Source organism: Mycolicibacter sp. MU0102 (assembly GCF_963378105.1).
Classification (GTDB): domain Bacteria; phylum Actinomycetota; class Actinomycetes; order Mycobacteriales; family Mycobacteriaceae; genus Mycobacterium; species Mycobacterium holstebronense.
On record NZ_OY726398.1, the window covers coordinates 3,441,355 to 3,460,276 of the forward strand.

17 protein-coding genes are annotated in these 18,922 nt (G+C 67.2%); 7 read left to right on the top strand and 10 right to left on the bottom strand.

Annotation, left to right across the window (positions count from 1 at the left end; genetic code table 11):
- Window positions 1-26: 26 nt before the first annotated feature.
- On the top strand, window positions 27-518 hold the full coding sequence (locus RCP37_RS16275) for a gamma-glutamylcyclotransferase family protein (RefSeq protein ID WP_308484053.1): 492 nt from the start codon (window positions 27-29) through the stop codon (window positions 516-518).
- Here the strand turns inward: RCP37_RS16275 and RCP37_RS16280 are convergent.
- A complete protein-coding gene (locus RCP37_RS16280; protein WP_308484054.1) occupies window positions 515-1,693 on the bottom strand; it encodes a M20 family metallopeptidase in 1,179 nt (392 codons plus the stop codon). The two genes, RCP37_RS16275 and RCP37_RS16280, sit on opposite strands and share 4 nt — an antisense overlap.
- A gap of 43 nt (window positions 1,694-1,736) precedes the next feature.
- Here RCP37_RS16280 and RCP37_RS16285 point away from each other — a divergent pair, with 43 nt between their 5' ends.
- Window positions 1,737-2,543 (top strand): purine-nucleoside phosphorylase, encoded by an 807-nt coding sequence (locus RCP37_RS16285; RefSeq protein WP_308484055.1) that lies wholly within the window; start codon window positions 1,737-1,739, stop codon window positions 2,541-2,543.
- On the opposite strand, the gene RCP37_RS16290 is transcribed toward RCP37_RS16285, so the two are convergent.
- Window positions 2,537-3,991 carry a glycosyltransferase family 39 protein gene (locus RCP37_RS16290; protein WP_308484056.1) on the bottom strand — a complete coding sequence of 485 codons (1,455 nt, stop codon included), beginning with the start codon at window positions 3,989-3,991 and terminating at the stop codon, window positions 2,537-2,539. The two genes, RCP37_RS16285 and RCP37_RS16290, sit on opposite strands and share 7 nt — an antisense overlap.
- A gap of 151 nt (window positions 3,992-4,142) precedes the next feature.
- A complete protein-coding gene (locus RCP37_RS16295) occupies window positions 4,143-5,645 on the bottom strand; it encodes a glycosyltransferase family 39 protein (protein WP_308484057.1) in 1,503 nt (500 codons plus the stop codon).
- 87 nt (window positions 5,646-5,732) lie between these two features.
- On the opposite strand from RCP37_RS16295, the gene RCP37_RS16300 reads away from it, so the two are divergent.
- Window positions 5,733-7,343 (top strand): phospho-sugar mutase, encoded by a 1,611-nt coding sequence (locus RCP37_RS16300; protein WP_308484058.1) that lies wholly within the window; start codon window positions 5,733-5,735, stop codon window positions 7,341-7,343.
- A gap of 196 nt (window positions 7,344-7,539) precedes the next feature.
- Here RCP37_RS16300 and upp read toward each other — a convergent pair whose 3' ends face one another.
- The 4 genes from upp to RCP37_RS16320 all read right to left on the bottom strand — a co-directional run bounded on the left by upp (window position 7,540) and on the right by RCP37_RS16320 (window position 12,649).
- The gene (gene upp / locus RCP37_RS16305) at window positions 7,540-8,163 is read right to left on the bottom strand and encodes a uracil phosphoribosyltransferase (RefSeq protein WP_308484059.1); all 624 of its coding nucleotides are present in this window, start codon (window positions 8,161-8,163) and stop codon (window positions 7,540-7,542) included.
- A 17-nt stretch (window positions 8,164-8,180) separates the two neighbouring features.
- Entirely contained in the window at window positions 8,181-9,575 is a 1,395-nt protein-coding gene (locus tag RCP37_RS16310; protein WP_308484060.1) for a PE-PPE domain-containing protein, read from the bottom strand.
- A 4-nt stretch (window positions 9,576-9,579) separates the two neighbouring features.
- Window positions 9,580-11,004: a PE-PPE domain-containing protein gene (locus RCP37_RS16315; protein ID WP_308484061.1), complete on the bottom strand. Its 1,425-nt coding sequence runs from the start codon at window positions 11,002-11,004 to the stop codon at window positions 9,580-9,582.
- Between the two features lie 166 nt (window positions 11,005-11,170).
- Window positions 11,171-12,649, bottom strand: a complete 1,479-nt coding sequence (locus tag RCP37_RS16320) for a PE-PPE domain-containing protein (RefSeq protein WP_308484062.1) — start codon at window positions 12,647-12,649, stop codon at window positions 11,171-11,173.
- A 191-nt stretch (window positions 12,650-12,840) separates the two neighbouring features.
- Between RCP37_RS16320 and satS the strand changes: the two genes are divergently transcribed.
- Together satS and RCP37_RS16330 are read left to right on the top strand one after the other, a co-directional pair.
- Window positions 12,841-14,118 carry a protein export chaperone SatS gene (satS, locus tag RCP37_RS16325; protein ID WP_308484063.1) on the top strand — a complete coding sequence of 426 codons (1,278 nt, stop codon included), beginning with the start codon at window positions 12,841-12,843 and terminating at the stop codon, window positions 14,116-14,118.
- 204 nt (window positions 14,119-14,322) lie between these two features.
- The gene (locus tag RCP37_RS16330) at window positions 14,323-14,886 is read left to right on the top strand and encodes an LGFP repeat-containing protein (protein ID WP_308484064.1); all 564 of its coding nucleotides are present in this window, start codon (window positions 14,323-14,325) and stop codon (window positions 14,884-14,886) included.
- 66 nt (window positions 14,887-14,952) lie between these two features.
- On the opposite strand, the gene RCP37_RS16335 is transcribed toward RCP37_RS16330, so the two are convergent.
- The 3 genes from RCP37_RS16335 to RCP37_RS16345 are packed head-to-tail and all read right to left on the bottom strand — an operon-like array spanning window position 14,953 to window position 17,763.
- Window positions 14,953-16,050: an adenosine deaminase gene (locus RCP37_RS16335; protein WP_308484065.1), complete on the bottom strand. Its 1,098-nt coding sequence runs from the start codon at window positions 16,048-16,050 to the stop codon at window positions 14,953-14,955.
- Between the two features lie 7 nt (window positions 16,051-16,057).
- Window positions 16,058-17,359 (bottom strand): thymidine phosphorylase, encoded by a 1,302-nt coding sequence (locus tag RCP37_RS16340; RefSeq protein ID WP_373693039.1) that lies wholly within the window; start codon window positions 17,357-17,359, stop codon window positions 16,058-16,060.
- Entirely contained in the window at window positions 17,356-17,763 is a 408-nt protein-coding gene (locus tag RCP37_RS16345) for a cytidine deaminase (protein ID WP_308484066.1), read from the bottom strand. Before RCP37_RS16345 ends, RCP37_RS16340 begins: the two co-directional genes overlap by 4 nt.
- A gap of 239 nt (window positions 17,764-18,002) precedes the next feature.
- Here RCP37_RS16345 and sdhC point away from each other — a divergent pair, with 239 nt between their 5' ends.
- Together sdhC and RCP37_RS16355 are read left to right on the top strand one after the other, a co-directional pair.
- On the top strand, window positions 18,003-18,437 hold the full coding sequence (sdhC, locus tag RCP37_RS16350; RefSeq protein WP_373693196.1) for a succinate dehydrogenase, cytochrome b556 subunit: 435 nt from the start codon (window positions 18,003-18,005) through the stop codon (window positions 18,435-18,437).
- Entirely contained in the window at window positions 18,434-18,901 is a 468-nt protein-coding gene (locus RCP37_RS16355) for a succinate dehydrogenase hydrophobic membrane anchor subunit (RefSeq protein WP_308484068.1), read from the top strand. The genes sdhC and RCP37_RS16355 overlap by 4 nt, the downstream gene beginning before the upstream one ends.
- Window positions 18,902-18,922: the final 21 nt, after the last annotated feature.

Below are 18,922 nucleotides of genomic sequence, written 5' to 3' on the forward strand. Positions count from 1 at the left end.
GCAGCGCTGCGTTTAAGATTTCTGCCGTGCCGCTCTACGCCGCCTACGGGTCGAACATGCATCCCGAACAGATGCTGCAGCGGGCTCCGCACTCCCCGATGACCGGCACCGGCTGGTTGCACGGCTGGCGTCTGACGTTCGCCGGCGAGGACATCGGCTGGGAGGGCGCCCTGGCGACCGTGGTCGAGGACCCGGACTCGAGTGTTTTCGTCGTCCTCTACGACGTGACTCCCGAGGACGAGAAGAACATGGACAGCTGGGAAGGCTCGGAGTTCGGGATCCACAAGAAGATCCGGCTCCGGGTGGACCGGGTGGACGGGATCACCTCGGACCCGGTCGATAGCGAGCCCGCGCCGGTGTTGGCGTGGCTGTACGTCGTTGATGCCTGGGAGCGCGGGCTCCCTTCGGCGCGCTATCTGGGCGTGGTGGCCGAGGCCGCCCAGATCGCCGGCGCTCCAGAGGAATACGTGCGCAACCTGCGGACCCGACCGGCCCGCAATATCGGCCCCGGCAGCTAGAGCAGATCGGTCTGGTCGACGACGCCGGCCATCACCCGCACCCCGACTGCCAGCGCCCGCTCGTCGAGATCGAACGTCGGCTGGTGCAGATCCAGTTGCGGCCCGCTGCCCGGCCACACCCCGAGTCGGCCCATGGCACCGGGAACCTGCTCCAGATACCAGGAGAAGTCTTCCCCGCCACCGGACTGTTGGGTCTCGGCCAGCACCTCGGGCCCGATGGCCTCGATCGCGTGGGTCAGCATCCGCGTCGACACCGCTTCGTTGACCACCGGCGGCACTCCGCGGTGGTAGTTCAGCGTGTGTTCGATGTTCAGCGGCTCCAGCAGTGACGCCACCGCCTCCTCGACGATGCTTTCCATCGCCACCCAGGTGTCCCGGCTGGCCGTGCGCACCGTACCGGCCAGCCGCCCCGACTGCGGTATGGCGTTGGCGGCGGCACCGGAATTCACCGCACCCCAGACCAACACCGTGCTGTTTCGCGGATCGATGCGCCGAGACAGCACCCCGGGCAGCCCGGTGATGAGCGTGCCCAGCCCGTAGACCAGGTCAGCGGTCAGGTGCGGCCGCGAGGTGTGCCCGCCGGGACCGCTGAGGGTGATCTCGATGGTGTCGGCCGCCGAGGTGATCGGTCCCGGAATGGTGGCCACCCGGCCGACCTCCAGCCGCGGATCGCAGTGCAGCGCGAAGATCCGGCTGACCCCGCTCAAAACGCCCGCGGCGATCGCGTCGATCGCGCCACCGGGCATCAGTTCTTCAGCGGCCTGGAACACCAGCCGTACCCCGACCGGCAACTCCGGCGCGGATGCCAGCGCCAGCGCCGCACCCAACAGGATCGCGGTATGCGCGTCGTGACCGCAGGCGTGCGTCACTCCAGGCACCAGCGAGGCGTACGCCGCCCCGGTCTGTTCGGTCATCGGCAAGGCGTCGATATCGGCCCGCAATGCGACACGAGGCCCATCCTCCGGGCCGAAATCGCAGGTCAGTCCGGTTCCGCTAGGCAATACCTTGGGGTTGAGTCCGGCGCTGGCAAGACGCTCGGCGATGAATTGGGTGGTCGCGAACTCCTGCCGGCTCAGCTCCGGGTGTCGGTGCAGATGCCGTCGCCACGCCACCAATTCCTCGGCATGGGCCGCCAGCCACGCCTCGACAGCGTGCGACACGGGAGTTGGAGACATTCAGGCAGTATCCCATCGTGGCGCGCTATTAAACTCAGTGCCTGTGACGGTACCGCTGGCAACACAGGCGGCTGCGGTCGTAGCGCGGCGCACCGGCGTGCAGACGCATGACGTGGCGGTCGTGCTCGGTTCCGGGTGGGCGCCCGCGGTGGCGGCCCTCGGCACCGCGACTGCGGCCCTTCCGATGGCAGACCTGCCCGGGTTCAGCGCGCCGACCGCGGCGGGCCACACCGGCGAGCTGGTATCCATGCAGATCGGCACGCACCGGGTGCTGGTGCTGGTCGGCCGGATCCACGCCTACGAGGGCCATCAGCTCGCCGACGTCGTCCGGCCGATACGCACGGCCGTCGCGGCCGGGGCCAACACCGTGGTGCTGACCAACGCGGCGGGCGGCTTGCGGACCAGCTATCACGTCGGCCAACCGGTGCTGATCAGCGACCATCTGAACATGACCGGACGCTCGCCGCTTGAGGGCGCGCACTTCGTCGACATGGTCGATGCCTACACTCCGTCGCTGCGCGCGCTGGCTCACCAAGTCGACCCCACCCTCGCCGAGGGGGTCTATGCCGGGATGGCCGGCCCGCAGTACGAGACCCCTGCCGAAATCCGGATGTTGCGCACCCTGGGCGCCGACCTGGTGGGCATGTCGACCGTGCACGAGGCGATCGCCGCCCGGGCGGCCGGTGCCCAAGTGCTGGGCCTGTCGCTGGTGACCAACCTGGCGGCCGGGATCACCGGCGAGCCGCTCAGCCACGCCGAGGTGCTGGCCGCGGGCCGCGAATCGGCGGCCCAGATGGGTGCGCTGCTGGCCGACGTGATCGTTCGGCTGCCGGCGCCCTCAGGTCAGTAGCTCACTCCAGAGCTGTGCCGCATCCGCGGCCACATCGTTGCCCAGCTGCCCACCGGTTGCTCGCACAGATAGACCTTCGCGGAGCTCTCCCCGTTGCGCACCCCGGCGGGGAACCTGATCGAGTTCAGGTAGGTGACGTGCCGCCAGTACTGGGTCAACTTCGCGACCGGGAATCGCCCGACGCACAGCACGGTGTCGGCGCTACCGGCCGGCGGACCCCACTGGGCGTAGCTGCTGTCTCCGCTGACCACCGGACGGTTGATGCCGGCCGCCGGCCCGAGGACGCGCAGCGCCGAGGCTTCGCCGTAATTGCTGGTGAAGATCGGCACGTCATCGGGCAGCGAGGCCGCGGCGGCCGCCACGTCGTCGACGAACCGCGGCCACCCGTAGGTCTCCATCGGAATGGGATTGACATTCCGCAATGTTGTGGCGTTCGCCGGTGGCAGCACCGGCAGGCAGAACACCACCGCGCCGGCGAACAGCGCGACCAGTGCGATCGCCCAGCCTCGCGGCGCCCGGTCGGGATTCTTGGCTTCGATATACACCGCCCCGGCAGCAAACAGCGCCGCCAGCGCCGGCCCGGCGTAGTAGCAACGACCGCCGGTGACGACACACAGCACCAACGCCACCACCGGCACTACCAAGACCCAGCGGTGCTCCCGGCCCTCCGGCGACGCCAGCCAGTAGGCTCCGATTGCCCACAACAGCACCAGCAGCGGGCCCGCGTAGAGCAACAGCAGCAGCGGTAGCTGGATCAGCGATCCAGCCGGGCCGCCCATCCGCACCGACATGGCGTGGGCGAACGTCAGACTGGGCCAGCCATGCGCGGCCTGCCAGATCAGGTTCGGGACCGCCAGCGCCACCGCGACGGCAGCGGCCAGCCACGGTCCCGAAGAGCGCAGCGCGTCGCGCCGGAAGATCGCCAGGCCAACCCCGATACCGATGAGCAGCAGCGCGACGGTCTGCTTGGCTTCCAAGCCGATGCCGGCCACCACTCCGGCAGGCAACCAGGCCAGCACCGTTCCGATCCGCAACGCCCGCGTCGTCAGCAGCAGCACCGCGATCCAGATCAGCTGGTCCACCACGGTGGTGCCGAAAAACATCGCGGCACCCATGAACAGCGGGCTTGCCGCGACGGCCGCGGCGGTGATGGCTTGCGCAATGCGCCGCCCGCCGAGTTCCGCGGCCAGCAAAGCCGCCAACACGATGGCGCCCAGGTGAATCGCGATGGCCAACAGTCGTAGTCCCAGCAAACCCCCCGGTGCCGCCAACCGGGCCAGCAGAGGCACCAGCGGTGGGTGGTCGAAGTATCCCCAGGCCGGGTGCTGGCCGCAGATCACGTAGTAGAACTCGTCGGGGTGCCAGCCGTAGTTCATCGCGAAAGCCCCGTGGACGACCGCGGCCACGGCAACCACGACGGCTACCGGCACGAGCGTTCGTCGATTCACGAACGGGTCTGTAGAACGACGCACCGACACGTCTGTCGAGCGAATCACCGGCACTCCATCGTCAAAGCGGTACAGATCCGGGCATGCTAGCAAGTAGTTGACATCTGTCCACTCGGCGCTTCCCACAATCAACAGGTGACACCCGAGGGGTTCAGTACGCGACTCCCGAGCTGTGGCGCATGCGCGGCCACATCGCGGCCCAACTTCCCCGCGGCTGCTCACACAGGTAGATGTGGGCTCCGTGCAACCCGTTGTGCACACCATCGGGGATCGTGATCGACGCCAGGTAGGTGACGTGCGCCCAATACTGCGTGAGCTTGCGGACCGGGAACCTCCCGACACAGAGCACCGTGGTTGCGTCGCCGGGCGGCGGGCCCCACACGGCGTAGTTACTGTCGCCGCTGACCACCGGACGATTGATACCCGCCGACGACCCGAAGATTCGCAGTGCAGAGGCTTCGCCGTAGTCACTGGTGAAGATCGGCACATCCTCGGGCAGCGACGTTGCGGCAGCCGCCACCTCGTCGACGAACTGACGCCAGCCGTACGTCTCCAGTGGAATGGGATTGACCTTGCGCAACGAATCGGCGGTCGTCACGGACAGCATGGGAAGACAGATCATGGCCGCGCCGGCGAACAGACCGACAAGTGCAACTGCCCACCCCGGCGGCAGTCGGTCGGGGTTCCTGGCTTCGATACGCATCGCGCCGGCAGCGAACAGCACCGCGAACACGGGGCCCACGTAGTAGCAGCGTCCACCGCTGATAATGACCAACGCCACCACCACCACCGGCACCGCCAGTAGCCAGCGGTGATGCTCCCCCTCGGGGGAGGCCAGCCAGCCGATACCGCCCAGCCACAGCACTACCAACATAGGGCCGGCGTATAGCAAGAGAAGCAATGGCATCTGGGACAGAGACCCAGCCATACCGCCCATTCGCAACGACATAGCGTGGGCGAACGTCAGACTGGGCCAACCGTGGCTGGCGTTCCAGATCAGATTCGGAGCCGCCAACACCGCCGCTACCCCGATGGCCGTCCAGGGCCCCGCCCCGCGCAGCGCGTCGCGCCGGAAGATCGCCAAGCCGATCCCGATACCGATAAGCAGCAACACGACCGTCTGTTTGGCCTCTAGCCCGATACCTGCGGCCACGCCGGCCGGTAACCAGGCCAGCACAGTCCCGATCCGCAGTGCCCGAGTCACCAGCAGCAGCACCGCGATCCAGACCAGCTGGTCGACCACTGTGGTGCCGAAGAACATGGCGGCACCCATGAACAGCGGGCTGGCGGCTACGGCGACCGCGGTCAGCACCTGCGCCACCCGCCGACCGCCTAATTCCGCGGCCAGCAGAGCCGCCAGCACGATGCAGGCCAGGTGCACGGCTATCGCCAATAGCCGTAGTCCCCACAGGCCGCCTAGGGCAGCCGCCCGGGCCAACAGCGGTACCAGTGGCGGGTGGTCGAAGTATCCCCACGCCGGGTGCTGACCGCAGACCACGTAATAGAACTCGTCGGTGTGCCAGCCATATCGGGTGGCTACCGCCAGGTGCACGATGGCCGCGACGGCCACTACCCCGGCTACTGGCGTCATGTTGCGCCAGCTCACCGGCAAGCCGGCTGAATATCTCGCCAGCAAGGTTGTCGAATCTGTCACCCGTTCTCCATGGTCAATTGACTGCAAGCCGGAGAAGGGTAACAAGTAATTGACACGCGTCAATTCGCCGCTTGCCACAATCAACGAGTGACCCCCGAAGACTGGATCGCCCACGACCCCGACCCGGTAACCGCGGCGGAGCTTCGCGCGTGCAGTTCGAGCGAGTTAGCCACCCGGTTCGCAGCACCGCTGCGGTTCGGCACGGCCGGGCTGCGCGGGCCGGTGCGGGGCGGCCCGGACGCGATGAATCTCGCCGTGGTGCTGCGCGCCAGCTGGGCGGTGGCGCAGGTGCTCAGCGCACAGCGACGCACGGGTTCGACGGTGGTGGTCGGCGGCGACGCGCGTCACGGCTCGGCAGAATTCGCGGTCGCGACGGCTGAAGTGCTTGCCGCCGCAGGATTTTCGGTACTGCTTCTTCCCCAACCATGCCCGACGCCGGTGGTGGCGTTCGCGGTGCGCCATACCGCTGCGGCGGCCGGCATCCAGATCACCGCCTCACACAACCCGGCTACCGACAACGGCTACAAGGTGTACTTCGACGGCGGCGTGCAGATCGTCTCGCCGACCGACACCGAGATCGAGGCAGCGATGGCCGACGCTCCCCCGGCCGACGCGATCTCCCGCCGCCCCGTTGCGCCGGCCGGCGACGAACTTATTGCGCGCTACATCGGGCGGGCCGCCGCCATGCGGCGCCACGGCGGCCGGGTTCGAGTAGCGCTGACACCGCTGCACGGCGTGGGCGGCAAGATTGCGGTCGAGGCCCTGCGCACCGCGGGGTTTACCGATATCCACCCGGTGCAGACCCAGTTCGACCCCGATCCAGACTTTCCCACAGTGGCGTTTCCCAACCCGGAAGAACCCGGCGCCACTGACGCGCTGCTGTCACTGGCCGCCGACGTCGGCGCCGACGTCGCGATCGCACTGGATCCCGACGCCGACCGATGCGCGGTCGGCATCAACGGTCCTGACGGCTGGCGGATGCTGACCGGAAATGAAACCGGTTGGCTGTTAGGCGATTACCTGCTGTCACGGCTGCCCGCGGGCCGGGCGGCCGGCGTGGTGGTGGCCAGCAGCGTGGTGTCGTCACGCATGCTGGTGCGGATCGCGCAGGGCTACGGCGCCCGCCATGTGGAGACGCTGACCGGGTTCAAGTGGCTGGCGCGCGCCGATAACGCATTGCCCGGCGCCACGTTGGTCTACGCCTACGAGGAGGCGATCGGCTACTGCGTCGACCCGGAGGCGGTGCGCGACAAAGACGGGATCAGCGCCGCGGTGTTGGTCTGCGATCTGGTGGCGGCCCTGGCCGGTCGGGGCAGCTCGGTTCCCGAAGCCCTCGACGAGTTGGCCCGCCGGCACGGTGTGCACGTCACCGACGCGGTGACGCGCCGGGTCGCCAGTCCGGCCGAGGCAGCTGGCGTAATGGCCCGGCTGCGCGCCGATCCGCCGGATACGCTGGCCGGATTCGCCGTCACCGCAACCGATCTGCTGCACCGCAGCGGACCGGCCACCGATGCGCTGGAGTTCACCGGCGAGTTCGACGGCAGCTCGGTACGGGTGGTGGTGCGCCCGTCGGGAACCGAGCCGAAACTCAAGTGCTATCTCGAGGTCGCTCGCCCGCCCTCGGATGACCTTGCCGGGGACCGCGCCGAGGCGCAGCGGGTGCGCGAGGCCGTCGCCGATGCGGTCCGCGCCTGGTAGCGCCTCACTCGCCCCGTTCACCAGCCGCCGCACCCGCCTCAGCCGCCACCGGCCCGCCGGGGTGTGACGGTTGCCCGCCTTTGAGCGACAACGGATGCCGGGAGGGCTGAATCCACCAATGCACGAACATTTGTCGCTCAAAGGCGGGCAACAACCACATGCCCTCCCGCCGGTTACGGGTGTGACGGTCGGGATCTCAGCGCGGCCCGAATTGGCGGTCGCCGGCATCGCCCAGGCCTGGAACGATGTAGGCGTCCTCATTCAGTCCGTCGTCAATGGTGGCGGTGAACAGTCGCACTCCCGGTGCCGCTTGCGTCAGTGCCGCAACACCTTCCGGTGCCGCCACCACGCACAGCACGGTGATGTCGGTGGCGCCGCGATCGACCAGCAGTCCCAGGGTGTGCACCAGCGAGCCGCCGGTGGCCAGCATCGGGTCGAGGACCATGACTGGTGTGGCGCTCAGGTCCGCCGGCAGCGACGCCAGGTACGGCACCGGTTGATGGGTTGCCTCGTTGCGCGCCACCCCGACGAAACCGACGTCGGCTTCGGGGATCAGGGCGTGTGCCGCTTCCACCATGCCCAGCCCGGCTCGCAGCACCGGCACCAGCAGCGGTGGCCGCGCCAGCCGCGCCCCGCCGGTGTCGGTCAGCGGGGTGCGCACGACGATGTCCTCGCGGGACGCGTTGCGGGTGGCCTCGTAGACCAGCATCCAGGTCAGCTCGCGCAGCGCCGACCGGAATGCCGCATTGTCGCTGCGCTCGTCGCGCAGCGCGGTCAACCGCGCCGCGGCCAGCGGATGGTTGACGACGCACACATTCACGCCGCCGACCCTACGGGTCATGCGCCGAGGAAGTTGAGTATCTCGAAGACCACCGCACCCATCTCCAGCATCGGCGCAAGCGAGATCAACGGTTCGCCGTTGAACACGGCGTCGGGGCCCAGCCAGTCGGCGACGTTCAACGACACCGCCAGCTCGTTCCAGGCGTCGAGCAGATGGGCGTCCACGGCGTTGGTGAGGTGGTAGCCGGTCAGCAGCGCATCGACGAACGATTGCGACAGTGGGGACTGGCCGGCAAAACCCAATAGGTCGTTGACCGGGTCGACGAAGCTGTGTACCGCGGCGTACTGCACGCCGGCCAGCATCTGTAGCGGGTCCATCCGCAGTAGGAAGCCGGCTACATCGGAGCCGTCGGCCAGCTGGCCGCCGGCGGTCACAGCCCAGGGCCCAACGGCATCGGTGCCGTTGATACCGACGAACGGGTCGCCCGGATTGCCGTAACCCCAGTCGATGACCAGTTTGAGCATCGGTGTCAGCGAATCCCCGATGACCTTGCCGACGTCGCCAAGCTGGTAGAGCGGCCACAGGATCGGCAACTGCTGCGGAATCAGATAGAAGTCGGTGTCCCCGATCCTGCCGAGGTCGATGGTGTCGGCCAGGTTGTCGAAGTCGATGTAGGAGAAATGCACGGTCGCCGTGCCGACCAGCGCGTTGACCATGGCCAGCAGGTTGGCCGGGTCCTGCGGGAAGTTGGCCAGGCCGTCGTACTCGCCGGTGTAGATGTCGGTGTCGAAACCGCTGGTCGGCGTCGGGCCGATGCTCAACGGGATGCCCAGAAACGGCAGGTGCACCGGCTGGTCGCCCAACAGCGGGTATGCGGGGAAGCGGGTCAGGACGCCGCCGAGCGGGTTATTGGGATTGCCGATCAGCACGAAGTTCAGGTTGGCCGGGTCATAAACGCCCCCGCCGCCGCCCGATGCGTTGGCGAGCAGGTCGATCATCAACTGGGTGGAGACAGTGGCGCTCTGCGAGTAGCCGAACACCGTGACGTTGTCGCCATTCTCCAGTTGCGGTACTACCGCGGCCTGCAGGATCTCGGTGCCGCGGGCTATCGATTGGGCGAAGGTCAGATAGGGGTTCGGTGGGGGCAAGCACACCAGCGGGCAGAACTGGTTAGGGGTGACTAGACCGGCGAAATCGTAGGAGGGAAAAGTGGGCTGCCCCGGAAACCATGGTGAGGCCGGCTGCAGGAACAGGTCCAACACCGCGTCCAGGTAACCGCCGACCGTGGGGTCGGGAATGCTGGTCGGCCCCATGATCCAGCCCTCGTTGCCCAACAGCGCAACGTCGGGCCGATCTGCCGCGCCGGGTCCGGGTGCCGGCGGCCCGCAGGTCACCGAGAGCACCGACGCCGCTACGAGCAGTGCTGCCCCCAGCGAGCGTCGGTGCTGCATCGATCTAGGCGTCGAGCAGGTTGATCAGGCTGAAGCCCATACCGAGCAGGTCCAGCAGCGGCTGGGCCGAGATCAGCGGCGCGCCATTGAAGATGGCGTCCGGGCCCAGCACGTCGAGCAGGTTCCATTCGGTAGCCAGGTTCTGCCAGCCGGTGAGCAGCGAGTGGTCCAGGTCGATGGTGAAGTTGTAGCCCGACATCAGCAGATCGATGTGCGAGTCCGGCAGCGGGCCAACACCGGCGAGCTCGCCCAGGTAGTTGCCGATGCTGATCAGGCTCTGCGCGCCGGCGTACTGCAGGCCGGCCAGCATCTGCAGCGGGTCCATCCGCAGCCCGAATCCGAGGACACCGGTGTCCTCCGACAGTTGGCCGGTCGCGGTGACCGCCCACGCACCGGCCGCGCCGATCGGGTCGACACCGTTCACGGTGATCCCGGCGTCCGGGGCGCCCGGGTTGCCGTAGGACCAGTCGATGACCGTCTTCAGGATGGGCGCCACCGCGTCAGCGGCGAACTTGCCGATGTCCCCGAGGCCGTAGAGGGGTCCAAGGATCGGCAGCTGCTCGGGCAGCATGAAGTAGTTGGTGTTGCCGATCGTGCCCAGGTCGATGGCGTTGCCCAGGTTGTCGTTGAAGTACGAGTTGTGCACCGCCGGGATCCCCATGATCGCGTTGATCACGGCCAGCAAGTTGGTGGGGTCCTGAGGGAAGACGGCCCAGCCGTCGTATTCGGTGGCGTAGACATCGGTCGCGAACGGCACGGTCGGGGTCGAGTCGATGCCCACCGGGATGTTCAGGAACGGGATGTGCTGCATGTTCCCGTCGAACCCGTCCGGGAAGTGCAGCCGGGTCAGCATGCCGCTGATCGGGTTGTTGGGGGCACCGATCAGCACGAAGTGCAGGTTGTCCGGGTCGAAGCCAAGACTGCCGCCGCTCGGATCCCCGGCGAGCAGGCTGTGCATCGCCAGGGTGGCGATGACCGAGCTCTGCGAGTAGCCGAACACCGTGACTTGCTCACCGGCCTCGAGCTGTGGGCGGATCGCACCCTCCAGATTGGCCACGCCCTGAGCCAGCGAGTCCCCGAAGTTCAGCTGCGGGACAGGCAGCGGTTGGCAAACGATCGGGCAGAACTGTTCGGGGGTGGTCAGGCCGTTCAGCGCGTAGCCCTCGTAGGTCGTCTGTCCGGCGAACCACGGTGTTACGGGCTGCAGGTAGTAATCCCGCACCAGGTCCATGTAGATGCCGATCGTCGGGTCGGCCTGACCGGTGCCGGTCATGATCCAGGCTTCGCCGGCCAGCAGCGTGACGTCGGCGAGCATCCGCTCGATCCGGGACGCCAGCCCCGGACTCAGCAGCGACGACACGCCCAGGAGGACGGCGCACAGCGCGGCCAACAAAGTGGCCCCCAGGGGATGCACTCGCTTAACCGTCATCGCAGACCTCCCAGGCCGGTTCGAATATGTCATCGACGATCAATTACCCCCACCTGACAAGATCACATTAATCTATTAGGCGGTTTTCAGCGTTGACCTTCATAGAGAAAACGCGTGTTGTCAAATCGATGACATTCGACCTGGCTTTTACTCCAGACGGGCCGGTCTAGGCGCCGAAGAAGTTAAAAAGGCTGAAACCCAGACCGACCAGATCCAGCAGCCCGTCGCCGGGCACCGCGGCCCCGCTCAGCAGAGCATCGGGGCCCAGCACATCGCCCAGGTTCAACGCGGTGGCCAACTCGCTCCAGCCGTTGATCAGGAACTGGTCGATGGAGTTGATCAGGTCGTAGCCGGTGATGGTCTGCAGGACGTCGGTGATGCCGGTGATGGTGCTGATGTCGCCGGCGGTGAGGACACCGCCACTGGCCGCGGCCGCGACGTCGGCCCACGGGCCGACGAGGCTCTGGATCAACGCGTTCTGTACCCCGGCCAGCATCTGCAGCGGGTCCATCCGCTCGAACAGGCCCATCACGCTGGATCCGTCGTACAGTTCGCCGGTCGGCGTCATCGCCCAAGGCCCGCCGGCCACCCCGAAAGCCTGCTGGTAGGCGCTGCCGCTGATGAAGTCGCCGGCCGGGATCTGGTACAGCCCGTTGACGGCCGGATCACCGGCGTTGCCGTAGCCCCAGTCGATGACCAGCCTGGCCCATGGCGAGAAGAAGTCGCCGAAGAACTGCCCCGCAGTCCCCCCGTTGAACATGAACTGCAGGATCGGCAGGTTCTGCGGAATCATGTAGAAGTTCGCGTCGCCGATCGTGCCGACGTTGATGGCACTGGCCAGCTGCTCTGCGGTGTAGTCCGGGTAGTACGGGTGCACGGTGAGGATGCCGATGAGGGCGTTGATGACGGCCAGGATGTTGGTCGGGTCCTGCGGGAAGTTGGCCCAGCCGTCGTACTCGCCGGTGTAGATGTCCGACGCAATGTGCTCGGTCGGGGTGGCGTCCAGGCTCAGCGGAATGTTGACGAACGGCAGGTGCTGGTCGTCGGGGAATTGGAAGCGATCGAGGATCCCACCGATCGGATTGTTCGGGTCACCGATCAGCACGACGTGCATGTTGCCCAGCTGATCCAGGGTCGGGTAGCCGGCGGTCCCGGCGTTGGCGATCAGGTTCTGCATCTCGATGGTCGCGATGGCGGCGCTCTGCGAGTAGCCGAACACCGTCACGTTGTCGCCGGCCAGCAGCTGCGGCAGGATCGATTGGTTCAGCAAGCCCACCCCGGTGTTCAGGGACTGCCCGAAATTGAGCGCCGGTTGGCCCGGGATGCACACGAACGGGCAGAACTGCTCTGGCGTGGCCAGTCCCTGGAAGTTGTAACCGGGAAACGTCGGCTGACCTGTGAAAAGCGGCGATGTCGGCTGCAGGTATCCGGCGAGGATCTGGCCCAGGTAGGGCCCGACGCTGGGATCGGGCACACCGGTGCCGCTCATGATCCAGCCCGTATCGGCCAGCAGCCGCAGCCGGATCGCCAGCTGGTCCACGCTGTAGGCCAGCGCCGAGGATAACGCCGATGTCAGACCCAGTACCGCGGCGCACAACACCGCCAGCAGCAACGCGCCCGCCGGGCGCAACCGACCAGTCGTCATCACGACCTCCCCCGGCCCCGGTTTTCCAACAGCAGCGACGCTAGCCACCCGGCGGCCGCCGCCAACCCGATCGCCGCAAAATTCAGGATTCTTTAATTCGCGATGCGAAGCGCCCCGCCGCCAATCACGGCGCCAATCCCGGCGCAATCCCGCCTTCGGGCCGCGCGGGCTGCATCGTTACTCTGTGCGCCATGGCAGCTGACCTTGTACCGATCCGCCTCACGGTGACCGATGGTGACCGCTACACCCTGTGGGCCCCGAGCTGGCGTGACTCCGGGGACGAGTGGCAGGCGTTCCTGGGCAGGGATGAAGACCTCTACGGTTTCGCCACCGTGGCCGACCTGGTCGCGTTCGTGCGGGTAAACGCCAACAACGACCTGGTCGACCACCCGGCCTGGACGCAGCTTGTCCAGGCCAACGCCCACAAGCTGGACCCGGGCCGGGGCAGGCAATACGACCTGATCGCGGTCGAGGAACTGCTGACCGAGAAGCCGACCAAGCAGTCCGTCCAGTCACTGGCCAATGCACTGGAGATCGTCTCGGCGATCGGCTCGGTGTGCGACCTGACCGCGGTGACGAAGTTCTTCAACGGCAACCCCAACCTGGGCTGGCTCGCCGGTGGCGTCGACAACTTCACCGGCCGGGCCGGGCGCAAGCGCTGGGAGCTGATCGCCGAGATCATCGGTCGCAACTGGGGCGGTGTGCTGACCGCGATCGAAGAGATCATCACCACGCCCGACGTCGACGCCTCCGCGGCGTCGCAGGCAGCCGATGAGCTGGCCGCAGAGGCCCCGGCCGAGCCGGAGCCGGCCGACGATGACGTCGAGGACGCCGAGGCCGCCGACGACGAGAACGATGACGACGAGCCGGCTGCCGCAACAACCGAGCGGGCCTCGGGCGACCGGGTGGTGCTTGGCGGCGACGCGAACTTCTGGACCAAGGTGGGCATCGACCCGATTCGGATCATCACCGACAACGGGACGTTCTTCACGCTGCGCTGTTACCTCGGCGACCAGCCGGTGTTCCTGGGCCGCAACGGCCGGATCAGCGTGTTCGGTTCCGAGCGCGCCCTGGCCCGCTACCTGGCCGACGAGCACGACCATGACCTGTCGGATCTGAGCACCTACGACGACATCCGGACCGCCGCCACCGACGGTTCGCTGTCGATCGACATCACCGACGACAACGTCTACGTGCTCTCCGGAATGACCGACGACCTCACCGACGGGCCGGACGCGGTGGACCGTGAGCAGCTCGATCTGGCCGTCGAATTCCTGCAGGACGTGGGCACCTACGCCGAGGACGGCGTCGTCGCCGACACCCTCGCGCCGGACCGTCCGCTGGGCCGGATGGTCAGCTACGTCCTCGACCGCGAATCGGTCAACGAGCCGCAGCGCCCGTACGCGCCCGCCGTCAAGGAATGGGAGCAGCTCGAACAGTTCGTGCAGTCGCGATTGCGGCGCGAATAACGCTGCGCCGCCCGGTCTCCTCAGCACCGGCGGAAGCCGCACGCGGGAAGACATGCACACTACTGCGAAATTCACTTCGAATTACGGCAATCAATTACTCCAATTCATTGCCGAGCGGTCATATTCACGACTAACATCTGGCCCGATAACACTCGGGCCGAGCCGTGCGGTTTGCGGGGGCCTTCCAATTCGAAAGGACTACACATGCGCAAGGCAACACAGCGGGCCGCAGCAGTATCCGCAGCAGTTTTGGGAGTCGCGCTGATCGGCACGGGTTGCAACGGCACCGCCAAGGAGAAGACCAGCGAGGCCTTGAGCTCGGCCAGCTCGGTTGCTTCCTCGGCCAGCTCGGTGATCTCGTCCGCGGTCAACTCGCCGTCCGAGGAGAGCGCCGCCAGCTCCACCGTGATCACCGGCGCCGACGGCAAGGAATACACCGTCTCCGGACCGATTCTGGCCAAGCTCGACTCCCTGGACGCGACCGCCAAGCAGGACCTGGGCGAGCCCACCGGTGCCGAGCAGAAGAACCCCGACGGCGGCACCTACCAGCAGTTCGACGGCGGCGTGATCGTTCACACCACCCGTTCGTACGTGGTGTGGGGCAAGATCCGCGACAAGTGGAATGAGCTGGGCGGTTCGCAGGGCAAGCTCGGCTACCCGACCAGCGACGAGACCACCAACGCTGACGGGTCCAAGCAGACCACCTTCGAGCACGGCATCGTCACCTGGAAAGAGGGCGACGCCGAAGCCACCGTCACCGAGCACTGATACCTAGATCGAAGGCCGGGCAATCGCCACCGCGATTGTCCGGCCTTCGGCAGTTTCGCCCGTGAATCAGTCGATCATCGCCGCATATTGCGGCTTGATCACCTCTTCGATGATCTGCACCCGCTGATCGAACGGGATGAACGCCGACTTCATCGCGTTCACCGTAAATCGCTGCAGATCGACCCAGCCGTACCCGAAGGTTTCGGCCAGCACCCACATCTCCTTGCTCATGGAGGTGTCGCTCATCAGCCGGTTGTCGGTGTTGATCGTCACCCGCAGCCGGGCTCGGGCCAGCAGATCAAAGGGGTGCTCGGCGATGCTGTCGACCGCACCGGTCTGCACGTTGGAGCTCGGGCACAGCTCCAACGGGACCCGCTTGTCGCGCAGGATCGCCGCCAGCCGGCCTAAGCGCACTACTCCCTCACCCGGGGGCCCGTCGACGGTGATGTCGTCGGTGATGCGCACCCCGTGCCCCAGCCGGTCGGCCCCGCAGAACGCGATCGCCTCGTGAATAGAGGGCAGCCCGAACGCCTCGCCGGCGTGAATGGTGAAGCGCGCGTTGTGGTCACGCATGTACTCGAACGCATCCAGATGCCGGCTCGGCGGATAGCCGGCCTCGGCGCCGGCGATATCGAAGCCGACCACACCCTTGTCGCGGAACCGGATGGCCAGCTCGGCGATCTCGCGGGACAGTGCCGCATGGCGCATGGCGGTGACCAGGCAGCGCACCGTGATCTCCCGGCCCGCTGCCGCGGCATCGCGCTCGCCATCGGCGAAACCGGCCAGCACCGCGTCGGTCACCTCGTCGAACGACAGCCCGCCCTCGATGTGCAGTTCGGGCGCGAATCGCACCTCGGCGTAGACCACTGCGTCGGCGGCCAGATCCTCGACGCATTCGCGAGCGACCCGATACAGCGCGTCGGCGGTCTGCATCACCGCCACGGTGTGGCTGAACGGTTCGAGATAACGCTCCAGAGAGCCGCTGTGGGAGCGCGTTCGGAACCAGGTCGCCAGCTCCTCGGGATCGGTCTCCGGCAGGTCGTCGTAGCCGACCTGGCCGGCGATGTCGACGACGGTGGCCGGGCGCAGGCCGCCGTCCAGGTGATCGTGCAGCAGCGCCTTGGGGACTCCCCGGATGGTCTCCAGGCTCACCGGTGTGCTCATGGCTTCATCATGGGGTCGCCTCGATGATCAGGGGACGCGGCTGCGGCGGTGTGTCGCCGACGCAGTAGCCGCCGCCGAGCTCGGCCAGCGCCGGGGCGGTCCGCTCGGGGGTGTCGGTGTACAGCGTGAACAAGGTGTCGCCGGCCGCCACCGGGTCGCCCGGCCGGCGATGAATCCGCACCCCCGCGCCGTGCTGCACTCGCTCCCCCGGCCGGGACCGGCCCGCGCCCAGACGCCAGGCCGCCAGGGCCACCGCCATCGCATCGATGTCACCCATGACGCCGCCCCGCTGCGCAGTCACGGTCTCGGTACACGCCCCCACCGGTAACGGCACCCCCAGATCCCCGCCCTGGGCGGCGACCATCGCGGTGAACCGGTCCATTGCGGTGCCGTCACGCAGGGTCTGCGCCGGGTCGACACCGTCGATTCCCGCCAGGGTCAGCATCTCCTGGGCCAGCCGCAGAGTCAGCGCCACCACATCGTCCGGGCCGCCGCCGGCTAGCACCTCGAGGGCTTCGGCCACCTCGATGGCGTTGCCGACCGCGCACCCCAGCGGCGTGCTCATCTCGGTGAGCAGGGCTCGGGTGGCGACCCCGTGCGCCGCGCCCAGCCCGACCATCATCTGGGCCAGTTCCCCGGCCTGCTCAGCGGAGCGCATGAACGCACCCGACCCGACTTTGACGTCCAAGACCAGGGCTGCGGTGCCCTCGGCCAGCTTCTTGCTCATCACCGAGCTGGCGATCAGCGGCAGCGATTCCACGGTGGCGGTGACGTCACGCAGCGCGTAGAGCTTGGCGTCGGCCGGCGCCAGAGCGCCGGCGGCGAAGACCGCCGCGCCGACGCCGGCCAATTGCTCGCGCAGCCGTGCCGTGGACAGCGCCACCTCGAAACCTGCTATCGACTCCAGCTTGTCCAAAGTGCCGCCGGTGTGGCCCAGGCCGCGCCCCGACGCGCTGGGTACCGCAGCTCCGCACGCGGCAACGACGGCAACCAGCGGCAGGGTGATCTTGTCGCCGACGCCGCCGGTGGAGTGCTTGTCCACCGTTTTCAGGGGCTTGCCGTCGCGCCTTAGGTCGGTGAAGTCCATCCGCTCCCCCGAGGCGATCATCGCCGAGGTCCAGCGCACGGTTTCGGCCGCGTCCATGCCGCGCAGGTAGATCGCCATCAGCAGCGCCGACATCTGCTCCTCGGCGACCAGTCCTGCGGTGTAGCCCTCGATCAGCCAGTCGATCCCGGCATCGGGCAGTCGGTGGCCGTCACGCTTGGTGGCGATCAGCGTCGGAGCGTCGAAGGAGGTCAGCAGGGTCATGGCAGCGCGGTTCTCGGCAAGGAGTCGGGCCCGAATGCGTCCGGCAGCAGCTCGGCCAACGGCCTCGCCCCCGCCGGGTGGTCGATGAGCAGCTCGGAACCGCCGTGTTCGAGCAGTACTTGGCGGCAGCGGCCGCACGGCATCAGCAGATTTCCGTCGGAGTTGCTGCACGACAGCGCCACCAGCCGTCCGCCGCCGGCGGCGTAGAGCCCGCAGACCACTGCGCACTCGGCGCACAGGCCCAGCCCATATGAGACATTTTCCACATTGCAGCCGGTTATGACCCGGCCGTCGTCGGTCAGTCCGGCCGCGCCGACGCGCAGTCCCGAGTACGGCGCGTAGGCGCTAGCAGAAACATTGATTGCGTTGCGCCGCAACATATCCCAGTCAATTTCGTGGGACATTCAACAGATCTCCGCTTCACCCGAGCGCACCACATCACCTCGTCCGTCCGTCAGCAACGATCAAATTTCAGCGTAGTCGCAGGCCTTGACTACTCGTCGGTAACTTTTGCGTGGTCGTTTCGGACCTGTCGATGGGTTTAGAGTCCTTGCCGAGGTTTATTAATAGCGATGGCGTTGCGGAGCGACCGTACGCACGGTATAGCCGGGCGCAGCGGGCCGCTGCAGAAAATTTGGAGGCGCTGATGACGGCGACATCCGCCGATGCGGCGAAGCCGGGGACGCGGTCGGATGCGACGCGATTCCGGCGGCAGAGTCTGTACAAGGGCGACCCGGGAATGTGGGCGTTCGCGCTGCACCGGATCACCGGTGCGACGATCTTCTTCTTCCTGTTCGTCCACGTGCTCGACACGGCCCTGGTGCGGGTGAGCCCGGAGGCCTACACCGAGGTGATCGCGACCTACAAGACCCCGCTCGTCGGCCTGATGGAGCTGGGCCTGGTGGCCGCGGTGCTGTTCCACGGCCTCAACGGGGTCCGGCTGATCCTGATCGACTTCTGGTGGCAGGGCACCCGCTGGCACCGCCAGATGCTGGTGGCGGTCGGCGTCATCTGGCTGGTGGTAATGGTCCCGGTCGTGGTTCGGATCGGCATGCACATGGTGGAGCGGTTCCTATGAGCACAACTGATGTACAAGGCAGCCGGGGCCCGATAGCCCCGATTCGCGGCCTGGACCGCGACCGCCCGGCCAGCCTCGGCGACCCGCGTGCGCCGCAGCGGCACAGCGGGATGCCCAACTTCGAGAAGTACACCTGGCTGTTCATGCGGTTCTCCGGCGCCGTGCTGATCTTCCTGGTGCTCGGGCACCTGTTCGTCATGCTGATGTGGCAGGACGGCGTGTACCGCATTGACTTCAACTACGTGGCGGAGCGCTGGCACTCACCGTTCTGGCAGATCTGGGACCTGCTCCTGTTGTGGCTGGCCCAACTGCACGGCGGCAACGGCATGCGCACGATCATCGGTGACTACACCCGCAGCGCCCGCAGCCGGTTCTGGCTGATGACGCTGCTGGCGGTGTCGATCATCTTCACGCTGGCACTGGGCAGCTACGTGCTGCTGAGCTTCGACGCGAACATTTCTTGACGGCAGATTCGGTAGCGAACG

What these genes read in the sequence shown, in the direction of transcription:
- RCP37_RS16280 (WP_308484054.1), bottom strand. Translation starts at nt 1,693, where the DNA reads ATGTCTCCAACTCCCGTGTCGCACGCTGTCGAGGCGTGGCTGGCGGCC.
- RCP37_RS16310 (WP_308484060.1), bottom strand. Translation starts at nt 9,575, where the DNA reads ATGCAGCACCGACGCTCGCTGGGGGCAGCACTGCTCGTAGCGGCGTCG.
- RCP37_RS16315 (WP_308484061.1), bottom strand. Translation starts at nt 11,004, where the DNA reads ATGACGGTTAAGCGAGTGCATCCCCTGGGGGCCACTTTGTTGGCCGCG.
- RCP37_RS16320 (WP_308484062.1), bottom strand. Translation starts at nt 12,649, where the DNA reads ATGACGACTGGTCGGTTGCGCCCGGCGGGCGCGTTGCTGCTGGCGGTG.
- satS (WP_308484063.1), top strand. Translation starts at nt 12,841, where the DNA reads ATGGCAGCTGACCTTGTACCGATCCGCCTCACGGTGACCGATGGTGAC.
- RCP37_RS16330 (WP_308484064.1), top strand. Translation starts at nt 14,323, where the DNA reads ATGCGCAAGGCAACACAGCGGGCCGCAGCAGTATCCGCAGCAGTTTTG.
- RCP37_RS16335 (WP_308484065.1), bottom strand. Translation starts at nt 16,050, where the DNA reads ATGAGCACACCGGTGAGCCTGGAGACCATCCGGGGAGTCCCCAAGGCG.
- RCP37_RS16340 (WP_373693039.1), bottom strand. Translation starts at nt 17,359, where the DNA reads ATGACCCTGCTGACCTCCTTCGACGCTCCGACGCTGATCGCCACCAAG.
- RCP37_RS16345 (WP_308484066.1), bottom strand. Translation starts at nt 17,763, where the DNA reads ATGTCCCACGAAATTGACTGGGATATGTTGCGGCGCAACGCAATCAAT.
- RCP37_RS16355 (WP_308484068.1), top strand. Translation starts at nt 18,434, where the DNA reads ATGAGCACAACTGATGTACAAGGCAGCCGGGGCCCGATAGCCCCGATT.